General features: G+C 73.4%; 14 protein-coding genes and 1 pseudogene. 11 read left to right on the top strand and 4 right to left on the bottom strand.

Annotated elements, in window-relative coordinates; all coding sequences use genetic code 11:
- Positions 1 to 5: 5 nt before the first annotated feature.
- From AC5L34_RS19805 to AC5L34_RS19770, 8 genes and pseudogenes are all read left to right on the top strand, one after another.
- Positions 6 to 1574, top strand: coding sequence for an amidohydrolase (locus AC5L34_RS19805; protein ID WP_441177673.1), 1569 nt, complete (start codon positions 6 to 8; stop codon positions 1572 to 1574).
- A 58-nt stretch (positions 1575 to 1632) separates the two neighbouring features.
- A complete protein-coding gene (kamD, locus tag AC5L34_RS19800; protein ID WP_441177675.1) occupies positions 1633 to 3195 on the top strand; it encodes a lysine 5,6-aminomutase subunit alpha in 1563 nt (520 codons plus the stop codon).
- A 5-nt stretch (positions 3196 to 3200) separates the two neighbouring features.
- Positions 3201 to 3968, top strand: coding sequence for a lysine 5,6-aminomutase subunit beta (gene kamE / locus AC5L34_RS19795; RefSeq protein WP_393404009.1), 768 nt, complete (start codon positions 3201 to 3203; stop codon positions 3966 to 3968).
- Positions 3965 to 4357, top strand: coding sequence for a 3-aminobutyryl-CoA ammonia lyase (kal, locus tag AC5L34_RS19790; RefSeq protein ID WP_441177676.1), 393 nt, complete (start codon positions 3965 to 3967; stop codon positions 4355 to 4357). Before kamE ends, kal begins: the two co-directional genes overlap by 4 nt.
- On the top strand, positions 4354 to 5694 hold the full coding sequence (locus AC5L34_RS19785) for a glutamate mutase L (protein ID WP_441177677.1): 1341 nt from the start codon (positions 4354 to 4356) through the stop codon (positions 5692 to 5694). Before kal ends, AC5L34_RS19785 begins: the two co-directional genes overlap by 4 nt.
- Before the next feature lie 398 nt (positions 5695 to 6092).
- Positions 6093 to 7798: pseudogene (lnt, locus tag AC5L34_RS19780) on the top strand (apolipoprotein N-acyltransferase); the annotation flags it as partial.
- Positions 7794 to 8600, top strand: a complete 807-nt coding sequence (locus tag AC5L34_RS19775) for a polyprenol monophosphomannose synthase (RefSeq protein ID WP_441177678.1) — start codon at positions 7794 to 7796, stop codon at positions 8598 to 8600. The pseudogene lnt and the gene AC5L34_RS19775, both read left to right, overlap by 5 nt.
- 84 nt (positions 8601 to 8684) lie before the next feature.
- A complete protein-coding gene (locus AC5L34_RS19770) occupies positions 8685 to 9209 on the top strand; it encodes an FxsA family protein (protein WP_441177679.1) in 525 nt (174 codons plus the stop codon).
- A gap of 61 nt (positions 9210 to 9270) precedes the next feature.
- Here AC5L34_RS19770 and AC5L34_RS19765 read toward each other — a convergent pair whose 3' ends face one another.
- A complete protein-coding gene (locus tag AC5L34_RS19765; protein WP_046564157.1) occupies positions 9271 to 9612 on the bottom strand; it encodes an RNA polymerase-binding protein RbpA in 342 nt (113 codons plus the stop codon).
- 277 nt (positions 9613 to 9889) lie between these two features.
- Positions 9890 to 10480, bottom strand: coding sequence for a pyridoxamine 5'-phosphate oxidase family protein (locus tag AC5L34_RS19760; RefSeq protein WP_441177680.1), 591 nt, complete (start codon positions 10478 to 10480; stop codon positions 9890 to 9892).
- Positions 10481 to 10686: 206 nt separating this feature from the next.
- On the opposite strand from AC5L34_RS19760, the gene AC5L34_RS19755 reads away from it, so the two are divergent.
- From AC5L34_RS19755 to AC5L34_RS19745, 3 genes are all read left to right on the top strand, one after another.
- A complete protein-coding gene (locus tag AC5L34_RS19755; protein ID WP_494826326.1) occupies positions 10687 to 11064 on the top strand; it encodes a DUF2089 domain-containing protein in 378 nt (125 codons plus the stop codon).
- An 83-nt stretch (positions 11065 to 11147) separates the two neighbouring features.
- Complete coding sequence (locus tag AC5L34_RS19750; protein WP_441177682.1) at positions 11148 to 11321, top strand: hypothetical protein; 174 nt, start codon at positions 11148 to 11150, stop codon at positions 11319 to 11321.
- 11 nt (positions 11322 to 11332) lie between these two features.
- Positions 11333 to 11755, top strand: a complete 423-nt coding sequence (locus AC5L34_RS19745; RefSeq protein WP_441177683.1) for an SHOCT-like domain-containing protein — start codon at positions 11333 to 11335, stop codon at positions 11753 to 11755.
- Positions 11756 to 11929: 174 nt separating this feature from the next.
- Here AC5L34_RS19745 and AC5L34_RS19740 read toward each other — a convergent pair whose 3' ends face one another.
- Together AC5L34_RS19740 and AC5L34_RS19735 are read right to left on the bottom strand one after the other, a co-directional pair.
- Positions 11930 to 13066, bottom strand: a complete 1137-nt coding sequence (locus AC5L34_RS19740; RefSeq protein ID WP_494826324.1) for a hypothetical protein — start codon at positions 13064 to 13066, stop codon at positions 11930 to 11932.
- A 150-nt stretch (positions 13067 to 13216) separates the two neighbouring features.
- Positions 13217 to 14563, bottom strand: a complete 1347-nt coding sequence (locus AC5L34_RS19735; RefSeq protein WP_494826322.1) for an MFS transporter — start codon at positions 14561 to 14563, stop codon at positions 13217 to 13219.
- Positions 14564 to 14594 lie beyond the last annotated feature (31 nt).

The following is a 14594-nucleotide window of genomic DNA, read 5'->3' as shown; positions in this document are numbered from 1 at the left end:
TGGTCATGACGAACCCCTCGACTCTGTACCGCGGCGGGACGCTGCACTGCCCGGCCGATCCGAGCGCGACGGCTCTGCTGGTGTCCGACGGCAGGATCTCCTGGCTGGGGGTGGACGCGGACGCGCCGTCCGCCGATCGGGTGGTGGATCTGGACGGGGCGTTGGTGACGCCGGCGTTCGTGGACGCGCACGTGCATGCCACGGACACGGGGTTGGCGTTGTCGGGGCTGGACCTGTCGGGGGTGCGTTCGGCGGCGGAGTTGTTGGACGCGGTGGCGGGGTTCGCGGCGGGGTTGCCGTCGGACGCGGTGGTGCTGGGGCACGGCTGGGACGAGTCGAGTTGGCCGGTGCCGCGGTTGCCGGACGCGGCGATGGTGGATCGGGCGGCCGGGGGGCGGCGGGTCTATCTGTCGCAGGCGTCGATCCATTCGGCGTTGGTGTCGGCGGCGTTGCTGGCGGCGTGTCCGCAGGTGGTGTCGGCGGTGGGGTACGACGCGTCGGGGTGGTTGCGGCGCGACGCGCACCACGTGGTGCGGGCGGCGGCGTTCGCGTCGGTGACGCGGGAGCAGCGGGTGGCGGCGCAGCGGGCGGCGTTGGGGCACGCGGCGTCGTTGGGTATCGCGGCGGTGCACGAGTGTGGTGGTCCGGAGATCTCCGACGAGGAGGACTTCACGGGTCTGTTGGCGTTGTCGGGTGACGGCGTGGCGGAGGTGTACGGGTACTGGGGTGAGCTGGGTGGTGCGGCGCGGGCCCGGGAGTTGGGTGCGGTGGGGGCGGGTGGTGATCTGTTCGCCGATGGGGCGTTGGGGTCGCGTACGGCGCACGTGTCGCGGGACTACCTGGACGGTGACGGTGGGTGTGGTCACGGTTATCTGAGTGCGGAGCAGGTGCGGGAGCATCTGTTGGACTGTGCGGCGCACGGTGTGCAGGGTGGTTTCCACGCGATCGGTGACGCGGCGATCGCGACGGTGTTGGAGGGTTTCGCGGGGGCGGCGCAGCGGCTGGGCACTGATCGGGTGCGGGCGGCGCGGCACCGCATCGAGCACGCGGAGATCATGAACAAGCGGTTGATCGCGGGGTTCGTGGAGTACGGGATCGTGGCGAGCATGCAGCCGGCGTTCGACCGGTTGTGGGGTGGTGCGGGTCGGATGTACGAGTCGCGGTTGGGCTTGGCGCGGTCGTTGGAGTCGAATCCGATGGGTGCGATGCACGCGGTGGGGGTGGCGTTGGCGTTCGGGTCGGATTCGCCGGTGACGCCGTTGGATCCGTGGGGTTCGGTGCGGGCGGCGGTGTGGCATCACAGTCCGGCGCAGCGGATGAGTGTGCGGGCGGCGTTCGCGGCGCACACCCGTGGTGGGTGGCGGGCGGTGCGGCTGGACAACGAGGGTGTGTTGGCGTTGGGGGCGCCGGCGACGTTCGCGGTGTGGTCGACGCCGGCGGGGGTGGAGCGGGGTTTGCCGGTGTTGTTGGCGGCGGATCCGGAGGCGCGGGGTCCGCAGGATCCGACGCCGCTGCCGGTGTGTCGGCGCACGGTGTTGCGTGGTGACGTGATCTTCGAGGAAGGGTCTTCGTGAGCGAGCGATCCATCGGTACGGCGTGTGGCGCCGTCGCGGCGCAGGGTGGGGTGACGGTGTGACGGGCAAGCTTGATCTGGATCCGCGGTTGGTGGCGCGGGCGCGGGAGTTGGCGCGCCGTGCGGGTCAGCCGGTGGTGGATCTGGCGCGTAGCCACACGACGGTGTCGGTGGAGCGGGCGGTGTTGCGGCTGGCCGGTGTTTCCGGTGCCGATCCGGACGGGATTCCGTGGGTGAACCGGCTCGTGGACGCGGTGGTCGCGGACGTGGGGTTGGGGCACGGGGTGGCGTTGCCGGTGTTCGACGCGTTGGCCCGGGAGCAGATCGGCGACGTGACGTTGCTGGCGCAGAAGGCGGCGGCGGGGTCGGTGCGGTTCGAGGTGCCGACGGGGAAGGCGGCCACGGCGGCGCGGAGGGCGGCGCGGCGGGCGGTCGGTGCGGGGGTGCGGGCGATCGACCGGCGGCGGGCGGAGCGGGACCGGCTGGTGAAGCGGTTCGGGGATCCGAAGCAGCGGCCGTGGATCTATCTGATCGTGGCGACGGGGGACATCTACGAGGACATTCCGCAGGCGCAGGCGGCGGCGCGGGCGGGTGCGGACGTCATCGCGGTGATCCGGTCGACGGGGCAGTCGTTGTTGGACTACGTGCCGGAGGGTGCGACGCGGGAGGGGTTCGCGGGCACGTACGCGACGCAGGAGAACTTCCGGTTGATGCGGGCGGCGTTGGACTCCTCGTCGCGGGAGTTGGGTCGCTACGTGCGGTTGACGAACTACGCGTCGGGTCTGTGCATGCCGGAGATGGCGACGTTGGCGGGCCTGGAGCGGCTCGACATGATGTTGAACGATTCGATGTACGGGATTCTGTTCCGGGACATCAATCCGATTCGTACGTTCGTGGACCAGCGGTTCTCGCGGCAGGTGCACGCGCGGGCGGGGATCGTCATCAACACCGGTGAGGACAACTACCTGACCACGGCGGACGCGGTGGACGAGGCGCACACGGTGACGGTGTCGCAGTTGCTCAACGAGTTCTTCGCGCACGAGGCGGGGTTGGCGGACTGGCAGTTGGGTCTGGGGCACGCGTTCGAGATCAATCCGGATGTGCCGGAGTCGTTGCGGTTGGAGTTGGCGCACGCGTTGTTGGCGCGGGAGTTGTTCCCGGACGCGCCGTTGAAGTGGATGCCGCCGACGAAGCACATGACGGGTGACGTGTTCCGGGGCAATCTGCTGGACGGGTTCTTCAACCTGGTGGGCACGATGACCGGGCAGGGGATTCTGCTGGTGGGGATGATGACCGAGGCGGTGGTGACGCCGTGGTTGTCGGATCGGGACATCGCGTTGCAGAACGTGCGGTACGTGCTGGGTGCGGCGGGTGGGTTGCATGAGGATTTCGTGCCGGCGCCGGGTGGGTTCATCCAGCAGCGGGCCAACCGGGTGCTCTCGGAGGCGGTCGAGCTGTTGGAGCGTATCGGTGAGCAGTCGTTGTTGACGGCGATCGCCGAGGGCACGTTCGGGATCATGAAGCGGCCGGCGGACCGGGGCAAGGGGTTGGCGGGGGTGGCCGCGCACGAGGCCGGCTACTTCAATCCGGCCACCGAGATCCTGGAAGGGGCGGCCGCGTGAGCGCTGTGGAGGCCGGCGGCGGGGCTGCCGGGAAGAAGATCGTGCGGCCGTACGGGGACACCACGGGCGACGGCATGGTGCAGGTGTCGTTCACGTTGCCGGTGCCGCACGACAAGCGGGCCGAGGGCGCGGCGGTGCAGTTGGCGAACAAGATGGGCATCGACCCGGCGATGCTGGTGCACGCCAAGCCGATGAGTGAGGGCTTCACGTTCTTCGTGGTGTACGGGCGGGTGAACCATCTGGTGGACCTGTCGGCGGTGCAGGTGGTGGAGCGGGACTTTCCGCTGCTGAGCGCCAAGGAGGTCAACGCGGTGGTGAAGCGGCGGTTGCGGCGCAAGTTGTCGGTGGTGGGGGCGTGCATCGGTACGGACGCGCACACGGTCGGCATCGACGCGATCCTCAACGTCAAGGGCATCGCCGGTGAGAAGGGGCTGGAGTACTACCGGGAGTTGAAGGTCACCAACCTGGGGGCGCAGGTGAGTGTGCCGGAGTTGGTGGAGGCGGCCCGGGTGGAGCGGGCGGATGCGGTGCTGGTGTCGCAGGTGGTGACGCAGCGGGATGCGCATCTGCACAACACGCGGGAGATGTCGGCGGCGTTCCGGGAGGCGATGCCGGCGGGGCGTCGGCCGCTGCTGATCGTGGGTGGGCCGCGTTTCGACGAGACGATGGCCGGTGAGTTGGGCGTGGATCGGATCTTCGGCCGGGGCACGACCCCGGGTGAGGTGGCGAGTTTCCTGGTGCACGCGTTGATCGAGAAGAAGGCGAAGGCATGAGTGATTCCCGGGTGGGTCTGACGGTCGTGCACCGGCGGTACGTGCCGTATTCGCATGCCCACTACGCGGGCAACCTGGTCGACGGGGCGTACGCGTTGGGGTTGTTCGGGGACGTGGCCACGGAGGTGTGTATCCGCACCGATGGTGACGAGGGGTTGTTCGCGTCGTACTCGGATGTGCAGTTCCGGGCGCCGATGAAGGCGGGGGACGTGTTGGAGGTGACGGCGACGGTGACCCGGGTGGGTACGCGGAGCCGCACGATCGACTTCGTCGCGGCGGTGGTGTGTCGGGGGCGTCCGGACCGGGGTGAGTCGGCGGCGGAGGTGCTCGACGAGCCAATCGTGGCGGTCACGGCGACCGGCACGGTGGTCGTTCCGCCTGCGGCGTGAGGTACGCGGTCTGCGCCGACGTCGGGTCCACGTACACGAAGGTGGCGGTGGTGGACCTCGACGTCGGCGCGTTGGTGGGTGCGTCGTCGGCGCCGACGACGGTGGGTACGGACGTGCTGCACGGCCTGGACGCGGCGGTCGGGGCGGCGACCGCCGGGTTGGCTGGTGTGCGCGACGCGCCGTGGTACGTGTGTTCGTCGGCCGGTGGTGGGCTGCGGTTGGCGGTCATCGGCTACGAGCGGCTGGTGACGGCGCAGGCGGGGCGGCGGGTGGGCCTGTCTGCGGGTGCGAACGTGGTGCACGTGGCGGCGGGTCGGCTCGGCGCGGCGGACCTGGCCGGGTTGCGGGCGGCCCGCCCGGATGTGGTGCTGCTGGTGGGTGGCACCGACGGTGGGGACGCCGAGACGTTGACGCACAACGCGACGCGGCTGGCGCGGGCCCGTTGGCGGGTGCCGGTGGTGTTGGCGGGCAACGTCGAGGTCCGCGAGGAGCTGCATACGGTGCTGGCGGCGGCGGGGGTGCCGGTGACGGTGGCCGACAACGTGTTGCCGCGCATCGGGGTGTTGGCGCCGGCGGGGGCGCGGGCGGCGATCCGGGAGGTTTTCCTGCGGCATGTGATCGGCGGCAAGCGGTTGTCGCGGGGGTCGCGGTTCGCGCGGCTGGTGCGCGCGGCCACTCCCGACGCGGTGTTGACCGGGGTGGAGGTGCTGGCCGACGCGTTGGGTGGTGATCTGGTGGTGGTGGACGTGGGGGGCGCCACCACGGACGTGTACTCGGTGTTGACGCCGGACGAGCGGGCGACGGGGCCGGGGCGGGAGGTGGCGGGGTCGCTGTGGCGGGCCCGTACGGTCGAGGGCGATCTGGGTATGCGGTGGAGCGCGCCGGGGGTGGTGCGGGCGGCGGCGGAGGAGCGGCTGCTCACCGACGCGGAGCGTGACGCGCTGGCGGCGGGGGCGGCGGCGCGGGCCGCCGAGCCGGGTTTCCTGCCCGCAGGGGAGGCGGACCGTGCGGTGGATGCCCGGATCGCGGCGTTGGCGGCGACGGTGGCGTTGCGGCGGCACGCGCGGGGGGCCGCGACGGGTGAGCGGGCCGGCCGGGACCTGCGTGACGTGCGGCTGCTGGTGGGCTCGGGTGGGGTGTTGCGGCATGCCGCGCCGGTGGACGCGGCCGGTGTGCTGGGTGCGGTGCTGACCGATCATGCCGGCGGTTGGCCGTTGCCGCGGGCGGCCCGGCCGGTGGTCGACGTCGACTACGTGCTGGCCGCCGGTGGGCTGCTGGCGGCGGAGCATCCGGTGGCGGCGGTGGCGTTGTTGCGGCGGCACCTGGGCACGGATTGAGACTCGCCGACGCGACACGCCGTGGTACATCACACGACAGGCCCGGGTGGGTTGACAGCGGCGGGGGTGTACGCCGTACCGTCTTTGAGTCCTACTACGGGAAGCGGCTGTTGTTCGCTTCGTCCCTTCGTCCGCTGGCCGAGCGACATGTGAGCAGTGCGTCGCGGCGGCCAGGTCCAGCGGGCGGGGGTCGGCGGGGCGGCGCGAACCGGCCGCGGTTACCGGTGTACGGGCAGGGTGAGGTGCACGGCCAGTAGACAACGGCCAGGCGGGGGCAGCCAGTCCGCGTCGGGTCGGTCCGAAGGTCGGCGCAGCTCATTCTCGCCCCACCGGCCGGGAAGGGCCTGGGAGCATCGGGGCGCGGCGCGAGCCGCGCCCCGATTTGTGTCCGGTGTCCGTTGGCGGCGGGGCAGAGCGGCCGGGTGGGCCGTGGCGGGGCGGCGGCGGTACGGGCGGGTAGCCTTCGGCCCGTGATCGTGGGGAATCGACCGGCGGCGACCGGGGACGACGACCGGCCTGCCGGGCGGGCGGGGGCGCTGCCGTTGCGGGTGGCCGCGCCGATGGCGGTGGCGGCGGGTCTGGCGTTGCTGGCGGCGTTTCCGCCGTACGGGCTGTGGCCGCTGGCGCCGCTGGGTGTGGCGTTGCTGGCGGCGGCGACGCACCGCCGTCGGCTGCGTGCCGGGGCGGGGCTGGGTTTCCTGACCGGGGTGGCGTTGTTCGCGCCGCTGTTGAGCTGGACGAACCTGCACACCGGCTACCTGCCGTGGGTGCTGCTGTCGCTGTTGCAGGCCGGCTATTTGGCGTTGCTGGGCGCGGCGGGCGCGTACGTGTCGCCGCTGGTGGACCGGGTGCGTTGGAGCTGGCCGGCGGTGACCGGGGTGTTGTGGGTGGGGCAGGAGGCGCTGCGCGACCGTACGCCGTTCGGCGGGTTCCCGTGGGGGCGCCTGGCGTTCAGTCAGGGCGACTCGCCGCTGCTGCGGCTGGCGGCGTGGGGTGGGGCACCGTTGGTGACGTTCGCGGTGGCGTTGACCGGTGGGCTGCTGGTGGCGGCGCTGTGGCGGCCGTGGGGCGGGCGGCGGCGCTGGTGGGTGCCGGTGGCTGCGCTGAGCGCGGGGGCGGTCGCGGTGCCCGTGGTGGGGTTGCTGGTGCCGGTGGCCGCCGTGGGGGGCGGCGACGCGGTGACGGTGGCGATCGTGCAGGGCAACGTGCCGCGTCTCGGCCTGGACTTCAACGCGCAGCGGCAGGCGGTGCTGAACAACCACGTCGACGCCACGATCGAGCTGGCCGGGCAGGTGGCCGCCGGCGTGCGGCCCCGCCCCGACCTGGTGGTGTGGCCGGAGAACTCCAGCGACATCGACCCGCTGCGCGACACCGACGCGGGGGCGCGCATCTCGCAGGCCGCCGACGCGGTCGGTGCCCCGATCCTGGTGGGTGCGGTGCTGCGTGGCCCGGGCGACGGTCAGGTCCGCAACGCGGGCATCCTGTGGCGGCCCGGCAGTGGCCCGGATCTGGCGCAGCTGTACACCAAGCGGCATCCGGTGCCGTTCGCCGAGTACGTGCCGATGCGTGAGCTGGCCCGGATGGTCAGCAAGCAGGTCGACCGGGTGCGCGCCGATTTCGTGCCGGGCAGCGAGCCGGGGGTGCTGGACGGCGGGGCGGCGGTGCTCGGCGACGTGATCTGCTTCGAGGTCGCCTACGACGAGGTGGTGCGTGACACGGTGACCGGTGGGGCGCAGCTGCTGGTGGTGCAGACCAACAACGCCACGTTCGACGTGGCCGAGGCGCGCCAGCAGTTGGCCATGGTGCGGTTGCGGGCGGTGGAGCACGGCCGGCCGGCGTTGATGGCCTCGACGGTCGGGGTGTCCGGGTTCGTTGCCCCGGACGGGCGGGTAAGCGACGCCACCGGGTTCAACACCCGAGCGGTCGTGGTGCGGCAGCTGCGGCTGGACGACGGGCGCACCCTGGCCACGCGGGTCGGGCTGTGGCCGGAGGTGGCGTTGGCCGCCCTGGCCGTGGCGGCCCTGGCGGGCGCGGTCGTGCTGCGCCGCCGGCACCACGGCGGCTGACACCAGCCGGTACGCCGGCGGAGGGGAAGCACGGTGGGCGAGACGACCGGTACCCGGGCGGACACCGGTCAGCCGGGGGTGGGGCGGGTGCTCGTGGTGATCCCGACCTACAACGAGGCCGACAACGTGGCGCGGATCGTGGCGCGGGTGCGTCGTGCCGCGCCGGCGGTGGAGATCCTGGTCGCCGACGACAACAGCCCGGACGGTACCGGCGCGGTCGCCGACGCCCTGGCGGGCGCTGACGGCCGGGTGCACGTGCTGCACCGCGAGGGCAAGCAGGGACTGGGGGCGGCCTACCTGGCGGGGTTCGCGTGGGCCCGCGAGCGTGGCTTCGACGCGGTGGTGGAGATGGACGCCGACGGCTCGCACGCCCCCGAGGATCTGCCCGCGCTGTTGGCGGCGGCCCGCGACGCCGACGTGGTGATCGGTTCGCGGTGGACCGGGGGAGCGCGGGTGGTGAACTGGCCGCTGCGGCGGCTGCTGTTGTCGCGTTGCGGCAACCTGTACGCGCGGCTGGCGTTGGGTATGCCGTTGTCCGATGCCACGGGCGGCTACCGGGTGTACCGGTTGGCGGCCCTGGATGCCATCGACCTGGAGTCGGTCTGTTCGCAGGGCTACTCGTTCCAGGTGGAGCTGTCGCGGTTGGCGCACCGTTCGGGGGCGCGCATCGTGGAGGTGCCGATCACGTTCGCGGAGCGGGAGCGCGGCAGCAGCAAGATGAGTCCGTTGATCGTGGCGGAGGCGCTGTGGCGGATCACGACGTGGGCGGTGCAGGACCGGCGGGTGGCGTTGCGGCGGGGCCTGCACGGCACCCCCACCGGTCAGGTCCGGTGGCCCTGAGCGGCGGCGTGTCATGCTGGACGGGGCGCCGGTGCCCGCGCGGGTGGCCCGCGTCGGGGCGCCGCGGATGGTGAGTGGGGTGAGATGCGCCGAGGACTGAGGTTTGTGCCGCTGGCCCTGTTGGCGGCGGTGCTGCTGGAGCTGGTGGTGTTCGTCGTGGTGGGGCGGGCGATCGGGTTCGGTTCGGCGCTGCTGGCGGTGTTCGCGGCGTCGCTGCTCGGGCTGGTGCTGCTGCGGCGCGAGGGGATGCGCGCCTGGCGGGGCTTCAAGGCGTCCGCGCAGGCCGGGCAGCCGCCGGGCCGGCAGGTCACCGACGGTCTCGTCGGGTTGCTCGGTGCGCTGCTGCTGGCGTTGCCGGGCCTGATCAGCGGCCTGGTGGGAATGTTGTTGCTGGTGCCGCCGGTGCGCCGGTTGGCGCGCGGCGGGGTGCAGCGGGCGGCGGAGCGGCGGGTGTCGTCGATGGTGGCCGGTGACCTGTTCGGGCCGCGGCGGGTGCGGGTGCGTCGGGGCGCGGCCGCGCCGGCGGAGCCGCCGGCGGCGGAGCCGACCGTCGTCGTCGACGGGGGTCGGGCCATCGAGGGTGAGATCGTGGAGCCCGGCCGTAACTGAGTCGCACACGACGGCGCCCCGGGAGCATCGCTCCCGGGGCGCCGTCGTGTGCGGGTGTGGCTCAGGCGCGGCCGCGGCGGGTGCGGACCTCCTGCAGCCGCTCGGCGAGGATGTCCTCCAGTTCGGCGATGGAGCGCCGCTCCAGCAGCATGTCCCAGTGGGTGCGCGGCGGCTTGGCCTTCTTCTGCTCCGGCTCGCTGCCGTCGACCAGCCGGGCCACGCTGCCGTCGAACTTGCATTCCCAGGTCGTGGGGACCTCGGCGTCGACGGCGAACGGGACCTCGAACTGGTGGCCCTTGGCGCAGAGGTACTCGCGGGTCTGACGCGGCGCGAGCTCCGTGTTGCGGTCGGATTCGTAGCTGACCGCGCCCAGACGGCTGCCACGCAGCATACGCTCGCCCATGATCGACTTCCCCTCGTTCGTGGTGCTGGTCTACTCGGTGTAACGGTCCGTTCCCGCCGGGCCATTCCCGCCCGGATGCCCGGGCGGGCCTGCACAAGGGTAGCGGGCCATGCCAGCTGCCCGGCGGGATCGTCCCGCGCCGGGTCGGGTCCTGCGGTGTCTCCGCGGTGCCAACGGCGATGGTAGCCGCCCCGCGTCGGCGCAGCTCGCGCTGGCCGGTGACGCGCCGGCGCGTGCTTGCTCGTGCCGACGGTGGCACCAGATGTGCGGCGGCGGTTCAGCTCGCCGGGGTCGGTGGCAGCGGCAGTGGCAGGCCCGGCAGGCCGTCGATGCTGTGCGCCACGTGGTCCTTGCCGGCGAAGTAGTCGCTCAGCGACGCGTCGTCCTCCCGGGCGAAGCGCTGGCCGTGCAGGTCGCGGTCGGCGTCGTAGGACATGAACGGCACCGCGTAGCCGCAGGTGTCGCGGATCAGTTCGGCGCGTACGACGATGATCGCCCGCAGGCCGTGCACGGTGGGGTCGATGTCGGGGAAGTGGCCCATCAGCTCCCGCCAGCGGGCGTCGTCGCGGAACACGGGCTCGCCGCGCCCGTGCACCCGCACGATGTTCGGCGGTCCCTCGAAGGCGCACCACATGAGGGTGATCCGGCCGTTCTCCCGCAGGTGGGCGATCGTCTCGGCGTTGCTGCCCGCGAAGTCCAGGTAGGCCACCGTGTGCGCGTCGAGCACCGCCCACGAGCCGCGCAGCCCCTTCGGGGACAGGTTGATGGTGCCGTCGGCCGACAGCGGGGCCGTGGCGGTGAAGAACAGCGGCTGCTGCTCGATGAAGGCGCGCAGGCGGCCCTCGATGCGCTCATGTGTCTTTCCCACCCCGGCATCATGACCCGCCGACGTCCCGTCCGGCTGCCCCGGGCGGCGCGGTGCTCAACGCGTGGACGCGGCGGCACGTACGCGCTCGCTGTCGCCGTCGGAGAGCAACGACGACAGCGAGCGGCCCGGGAGAGGCGGCAACCCGAATCAAGAAAATCAAGGTCGACATCTTCAAAGTTAAGGTCTTGGCGGGTATAACTTTAGACATGACAGAGCAGGCGATGGACTGGCAGGAACTGACGAACCTGACCCGGGGCCAGCCGTTCGTCGTCGAGCGGGTGCGCCTGACAGGCAACGGCGTCGCGATCGAGGGCGAGTTCGAGCTCCCGCAGCTGGCTCAGCTCAACGTCGAGGACCAGGTCTTCGTCACGGCGTTCGTGCGGTGCCACGGGTCCATCAAGGAGATGGAACGGATCTTCGGGGTGAGCTACCCGACGGTCAAGTCACGACTCAACCGGATCACGCAGATGCTCGACTTCGTCGAGACCGATCCGGCGCCGTCGCGGGCCGACGTCATCGACCGGCTGCGTCGCGGCGAGATCACCGCGCAGCAGGCGGTCGCCGAACTGGAGGGCCGCGCGTGATGCCGCGGTCGGTGACCGTACGGGTGCGACGCCCCGCCGGCCGTCCCGTGCGGATCCGCGTCCCGGTGCTTCCCGTCGTGCTCGTGTGCGCACCGCTCGTGGCCCTGGTCGTGCTGGTGGCGGCCGTGGCCTGTCTCGCGTACCGCGTCAGCGTCACGCGCGCGCTCGGCACCGCCTGGCGCGTCGTGTGCGCACTGCCCGGCACCCGGGTCGACATCGAGCAGGGCCGCACGGCCGTGCTCGTCGCCATCCGATAGGAGAGGAACCGATGACCGAACAACGCAAGGACATCCTCGACATGCTGGCCGAGGGCCGGATCACCGCGGCGGAGGCCGAGCAGCTGCTCGCCGCGCTCGAACGCGACCAGCCGCCGGCGGCCTCGAGTGTCGACGCCCGGCCCAGGAACAGGGCGAAGTACCTGCGGGTGGTGGTGGACACCGTCGACGACGGCGAGCCGGGCCGGGTCAACGTACGGGTGCCACTGCAACTGCTGCGGGCCGGCGTGCGGCTGGCGGCCCTGATCCCGCCGCAGGCGCTGGGTCAGGCCAACGCCGAGCTGCACAGGTCGGGTGTGCCGTTGGATCTGACGCAGCTCAAGCCGGAACAGCTCGAGACGCTCGTGGAGCACCTCGACGAGATGACCGTGGAGGTCGACCAGCCCGATGCCAAGGTGCGGGTCTTCTGCGAGTAGCCGCCGTCGCAGTGCGACGGACCCTCGGGAAGGGTGCGGGAACACCCTCCCGAGGCCGCGTCCGCCAGGGCAGAGCACGGTTGAACTGCGAATCTGAATTCTAGCCGCGCAGCCGGCCGGGTCGACGTCGACACCGGGCAGACCCGTGCCGGTGCTGGGCGGCGTGCGCCTCGCTCACGGCGCCTGCCGGGCGGGGCCGGGGGCGCCGAGGTTGGCCAGGGCGGCGGCGAGGTGGCTGACCTGGTCGGCGAGCTGGGCGGCGCGCCGCTGCGCCTCGTCGCGGTCGGTCTCGGCGGCGCGCAGCCGTACGGCCAGGTCGGCGGCGCGGCCCTCGGCGGCGCTGGCGGTCTCGCGCGCGGCGGCCAGCTCGGCGCGCAGCGTGTCGCGGTGCCCGGCGAGGTCGGCCACCTCCGCGCGGGCCTGCCCGGCGGTCGCCTCGGCGCGCTGCCGGGCGGCCTCCGCGTCGCGGCTGGTCGCTTCGGCGCGCTGCCGGGCGGTGTCGGCCTCGGCGGCGGCCGTGCGGGCGACGTCAGCCTCGGCGCGGGACTGCTCGGCGCGTTCGCGGGCCTGTTCGGCTTCGGCGTGCAGGCGCTGCGCGCGGTCGAGGGCCTCCGTGGCGGCGCGGGTCGCCCGGTCGGCGTCGGCGCGGGCGGCGTCGCGCTCGCCGGTCAGATCGGTGGCGCGGCGGTGCTCGGCGTCGACGTCGACGCGCAGCGCACGCAGCTCGTGACGGGCCTGGTCGCGGTCGCGTTCGGCCTGGGTTCGCAGGGCCTCCGCGGCGCTGGCCTGCCGGCGGGCCTCGTCGCGGGCGGCCTCCGCCCGGTCGGCGCGGGCGATCGCCGCCGTGGCCCGCTCGGCGGCGGAGTGGGCCTCGGTGTGGGCGGCGTCGCGTTCGGCGGCGGCGGAGCGGGCCTGCTCGCGGGCCAGGACGGCGGCCGCGGCGGCGTCCTCGGCGTCGCGGCGGGCCTCGTCGCGCTCGGTTTGTGCCGCCGCGACCTGCGTGGCCGCGTCGGCGCGGGCCTGGGCGAGCTGGCGTTCCACCCCGACCGGGGACAGCTCGGCGTGCAGGGCGTCGACGAGGGTCTCCGCGACCTGCTCCAGCCGGTCCACGGCCTCCCAGGTGCGGGCCACCTGACCGGGCAGGCCGGGGGCGTTGCGGTGCCGCATCCGGCTGTTGCGGGAGGCCCGCTGGCAGGCGCCGTCGTTGTCGCGGCAGTAGCGGAACGGCCGGCCGGCGCCGACACGCTGCGGCACCTGGCGTCCGCAGTGGGCGCAGGGGCGGGTCTCTACGGAGGTGGGCTCGGCGTCCATCGAGGGCGCAGTCTACTGCCGGGGCCCCGCCGGCCCCCGCCGCAGCGCCCGACCGGTCCGCCCTCGCACGTGGCCGACGCACGGGGACGGTGGTTGACGCACGGAACGGTGGCCGCCGCGTGCGGCGCGGACGCCCGGTGGCCCGGCTGCTCAGTCGGCCGTGCGGGCCGTACGGTCCAGGGTGTAGCGGCGTTGCAGCAGCAGCGCGACGAGCATCGCTGCCGCGGGCAGCAGCCCGAAGCCCCAGCGGATCGCGTCCAGCGCGCCGTCGGGCTGGGTGACGCCGGCCCCGGCGGTGGAGGCGACGAACCCGCCCGCTGCCAGGCACAGCGAGTACGCCCACGGGCCCAGCGCCGCGCCGGTGGCCTCGGTGGCCGTCCAGACCCCGGTGTAGGTGCCGGCGGCGCCGCCGCTGGCACGGATGACGTCGGGCACCATCGAGAACGGCAGCAGCTGCATGCCGGCGAAGGCGACGCCGAGCACCGCCACGGCCGCCACCAGCAATGGCAGCCCCGCCGGACGGCCGACGGCGAGCACCAGCGAGCCGGCCGCGAAGGCGCCCTGGGCGCCCAGCAGCGCCCGTTGTTTGCCGACCCGGCGGGCTGCCACCAGCCAGGCGGGGGTGACCAGCAGGGCCGGGGCGACGAAGGCGGCCACCAGCACGGTGGTCAGCCCGGGGCGACCCAGCTCGTACTCGGCGTAGTAGGGCACGCCGGCCAGGACCAGGTGGGTGGTGCTCGACATGGCCAGGTACGCGGCGACCAGCCACCGGAACTGCCGGTCGCGCAGCGCCACGGCGAGGCCCCGCCAGCCGCCGCCGTGCGGTGCGGGCGTCGCGGCGGCGGCCCGGCGCAGCCGACCGATGCCGGCGACCCCGACCAGCATGGTGGCCAGCATGCCGACGGCCAGCAGCACGCCCATCCGCTGGTAGCCGCCCCGGGTGGCGTCCTGCCCGCCGGCGAGCAGCGGCGCCAGCAGCCCGGAGGCGAGGATGCCCAGGGTCAGCACCACCATCCGGAAGGCCATCAGCCGGGTGCGTTCGTGGTAGCCGATGCGCAGGTCGGCGGGGGTGGCCAGGTAGGGGACCTGGTAGGCGGCGAAGAGCAGGTTGCCGGCGACGAAGGCGAGCGCCACCCAGGCGGCGGCCGGCGCGCCGGTGAGCGCGCCGGGCACGGCGAACAGGGCGGCGAAGGCCAGCGGCAGGGCGCAGCCGAGCAGCAGCAGCCGCCGTCGGTCGCCCCGGCGGGTCTGCTCGACGTCGCAGCGGTGCCCGATCCAGGGGTGCAGCAGGACGTCGGCGACCTTCGGCAGCAGCAGCGCCAGGCCGGCGAGCCAGGGGGCGACGGCCAGCACGTCGGTGAGGAAGTAGAGCAGCAGCAGACCGGGGACCGTCACCCAGACGCCCATGCCGAGGGAACCGGCGGCGAAGCCGAGCAACGGCCCGCGGGGCAGGGTGGCGCTGCGCGTGCCGGCCGGCTGCTGGTCGAGCCCGGTCATGACGGCCTCCTCTGCGGGCACGCCGCCCGCA

The organism is Micromonospora sp. ZG13 (assembly GCF_059359355.1).
Note: the sequence above shows the minus strand (reverse complement) of the source record. Positions and strands in the feature narration are given on the sequence as shown.

What these genes read in the sequence shown, in the direction of transcription:
- AC5L34_RS19805 (WP_441177673.1), top strand. Translation starts at nt 6, where the DNA reads ATGACGAACCCCTCGACTCTGTACCGCGGCGGGACGCTGCACTGCCCG.
- kal (WP_441177676.1), top strand. Translation starts at nt 3,965, where the DNA reads ATGAGTGATTCCCGGGTGGGTCTGACGGTCGTGCACCGGCGGTACGTG.
- AC5L34_RS19770 (WP_441177679.1), top strand. Translation starts at nt 8,685, where the DNA reads ATGCGCCGAGGACTGAGGTTTGTGCCGCTGGCCCTGTTGGCGGCGGTG.
- AC5L34_RS19765 (WP_046564157.1), bottom strand. Translation starts at nt 9,612, where the DNA reads ATGGGCGAGCGTATGCTGCGTGGCAGCCGTCTGGGCGCGGTCAGCTAC.
- AC5L34_RS19755 (WP_494826326.1), top strand. Translation starts at nt 10,687, where the DNA reads ATGACAGAGCAGGCGATGGACTGGCAGGAACTGACGAACCTGACCCGG.
- AC5L34_RS19745 (WP_441177683.1), top strand. Translation starts at nt 11,333, where the DNA reads ATGACCGAACAACGCAAGGACATCCTCGACATGCTGGCCGAGGGCCGG.
- AC5L34_RS19740 (WP_494826324.1), bottom strand. Translation starts at nt 13,066, where the DNA reads ATGGACGCCGAGCCCACCTCCGTAGAGACCCGCCCCTGCGCCCACTGC.
- AC5L34_RS19735 (WP_494826322.1), bottom strand. Translation starts at nt 14,563, where the DNA reads ATGACCGGGCTCGACCAGCAGCCGGCCGGCACGCGCAGCGCCACCCTG.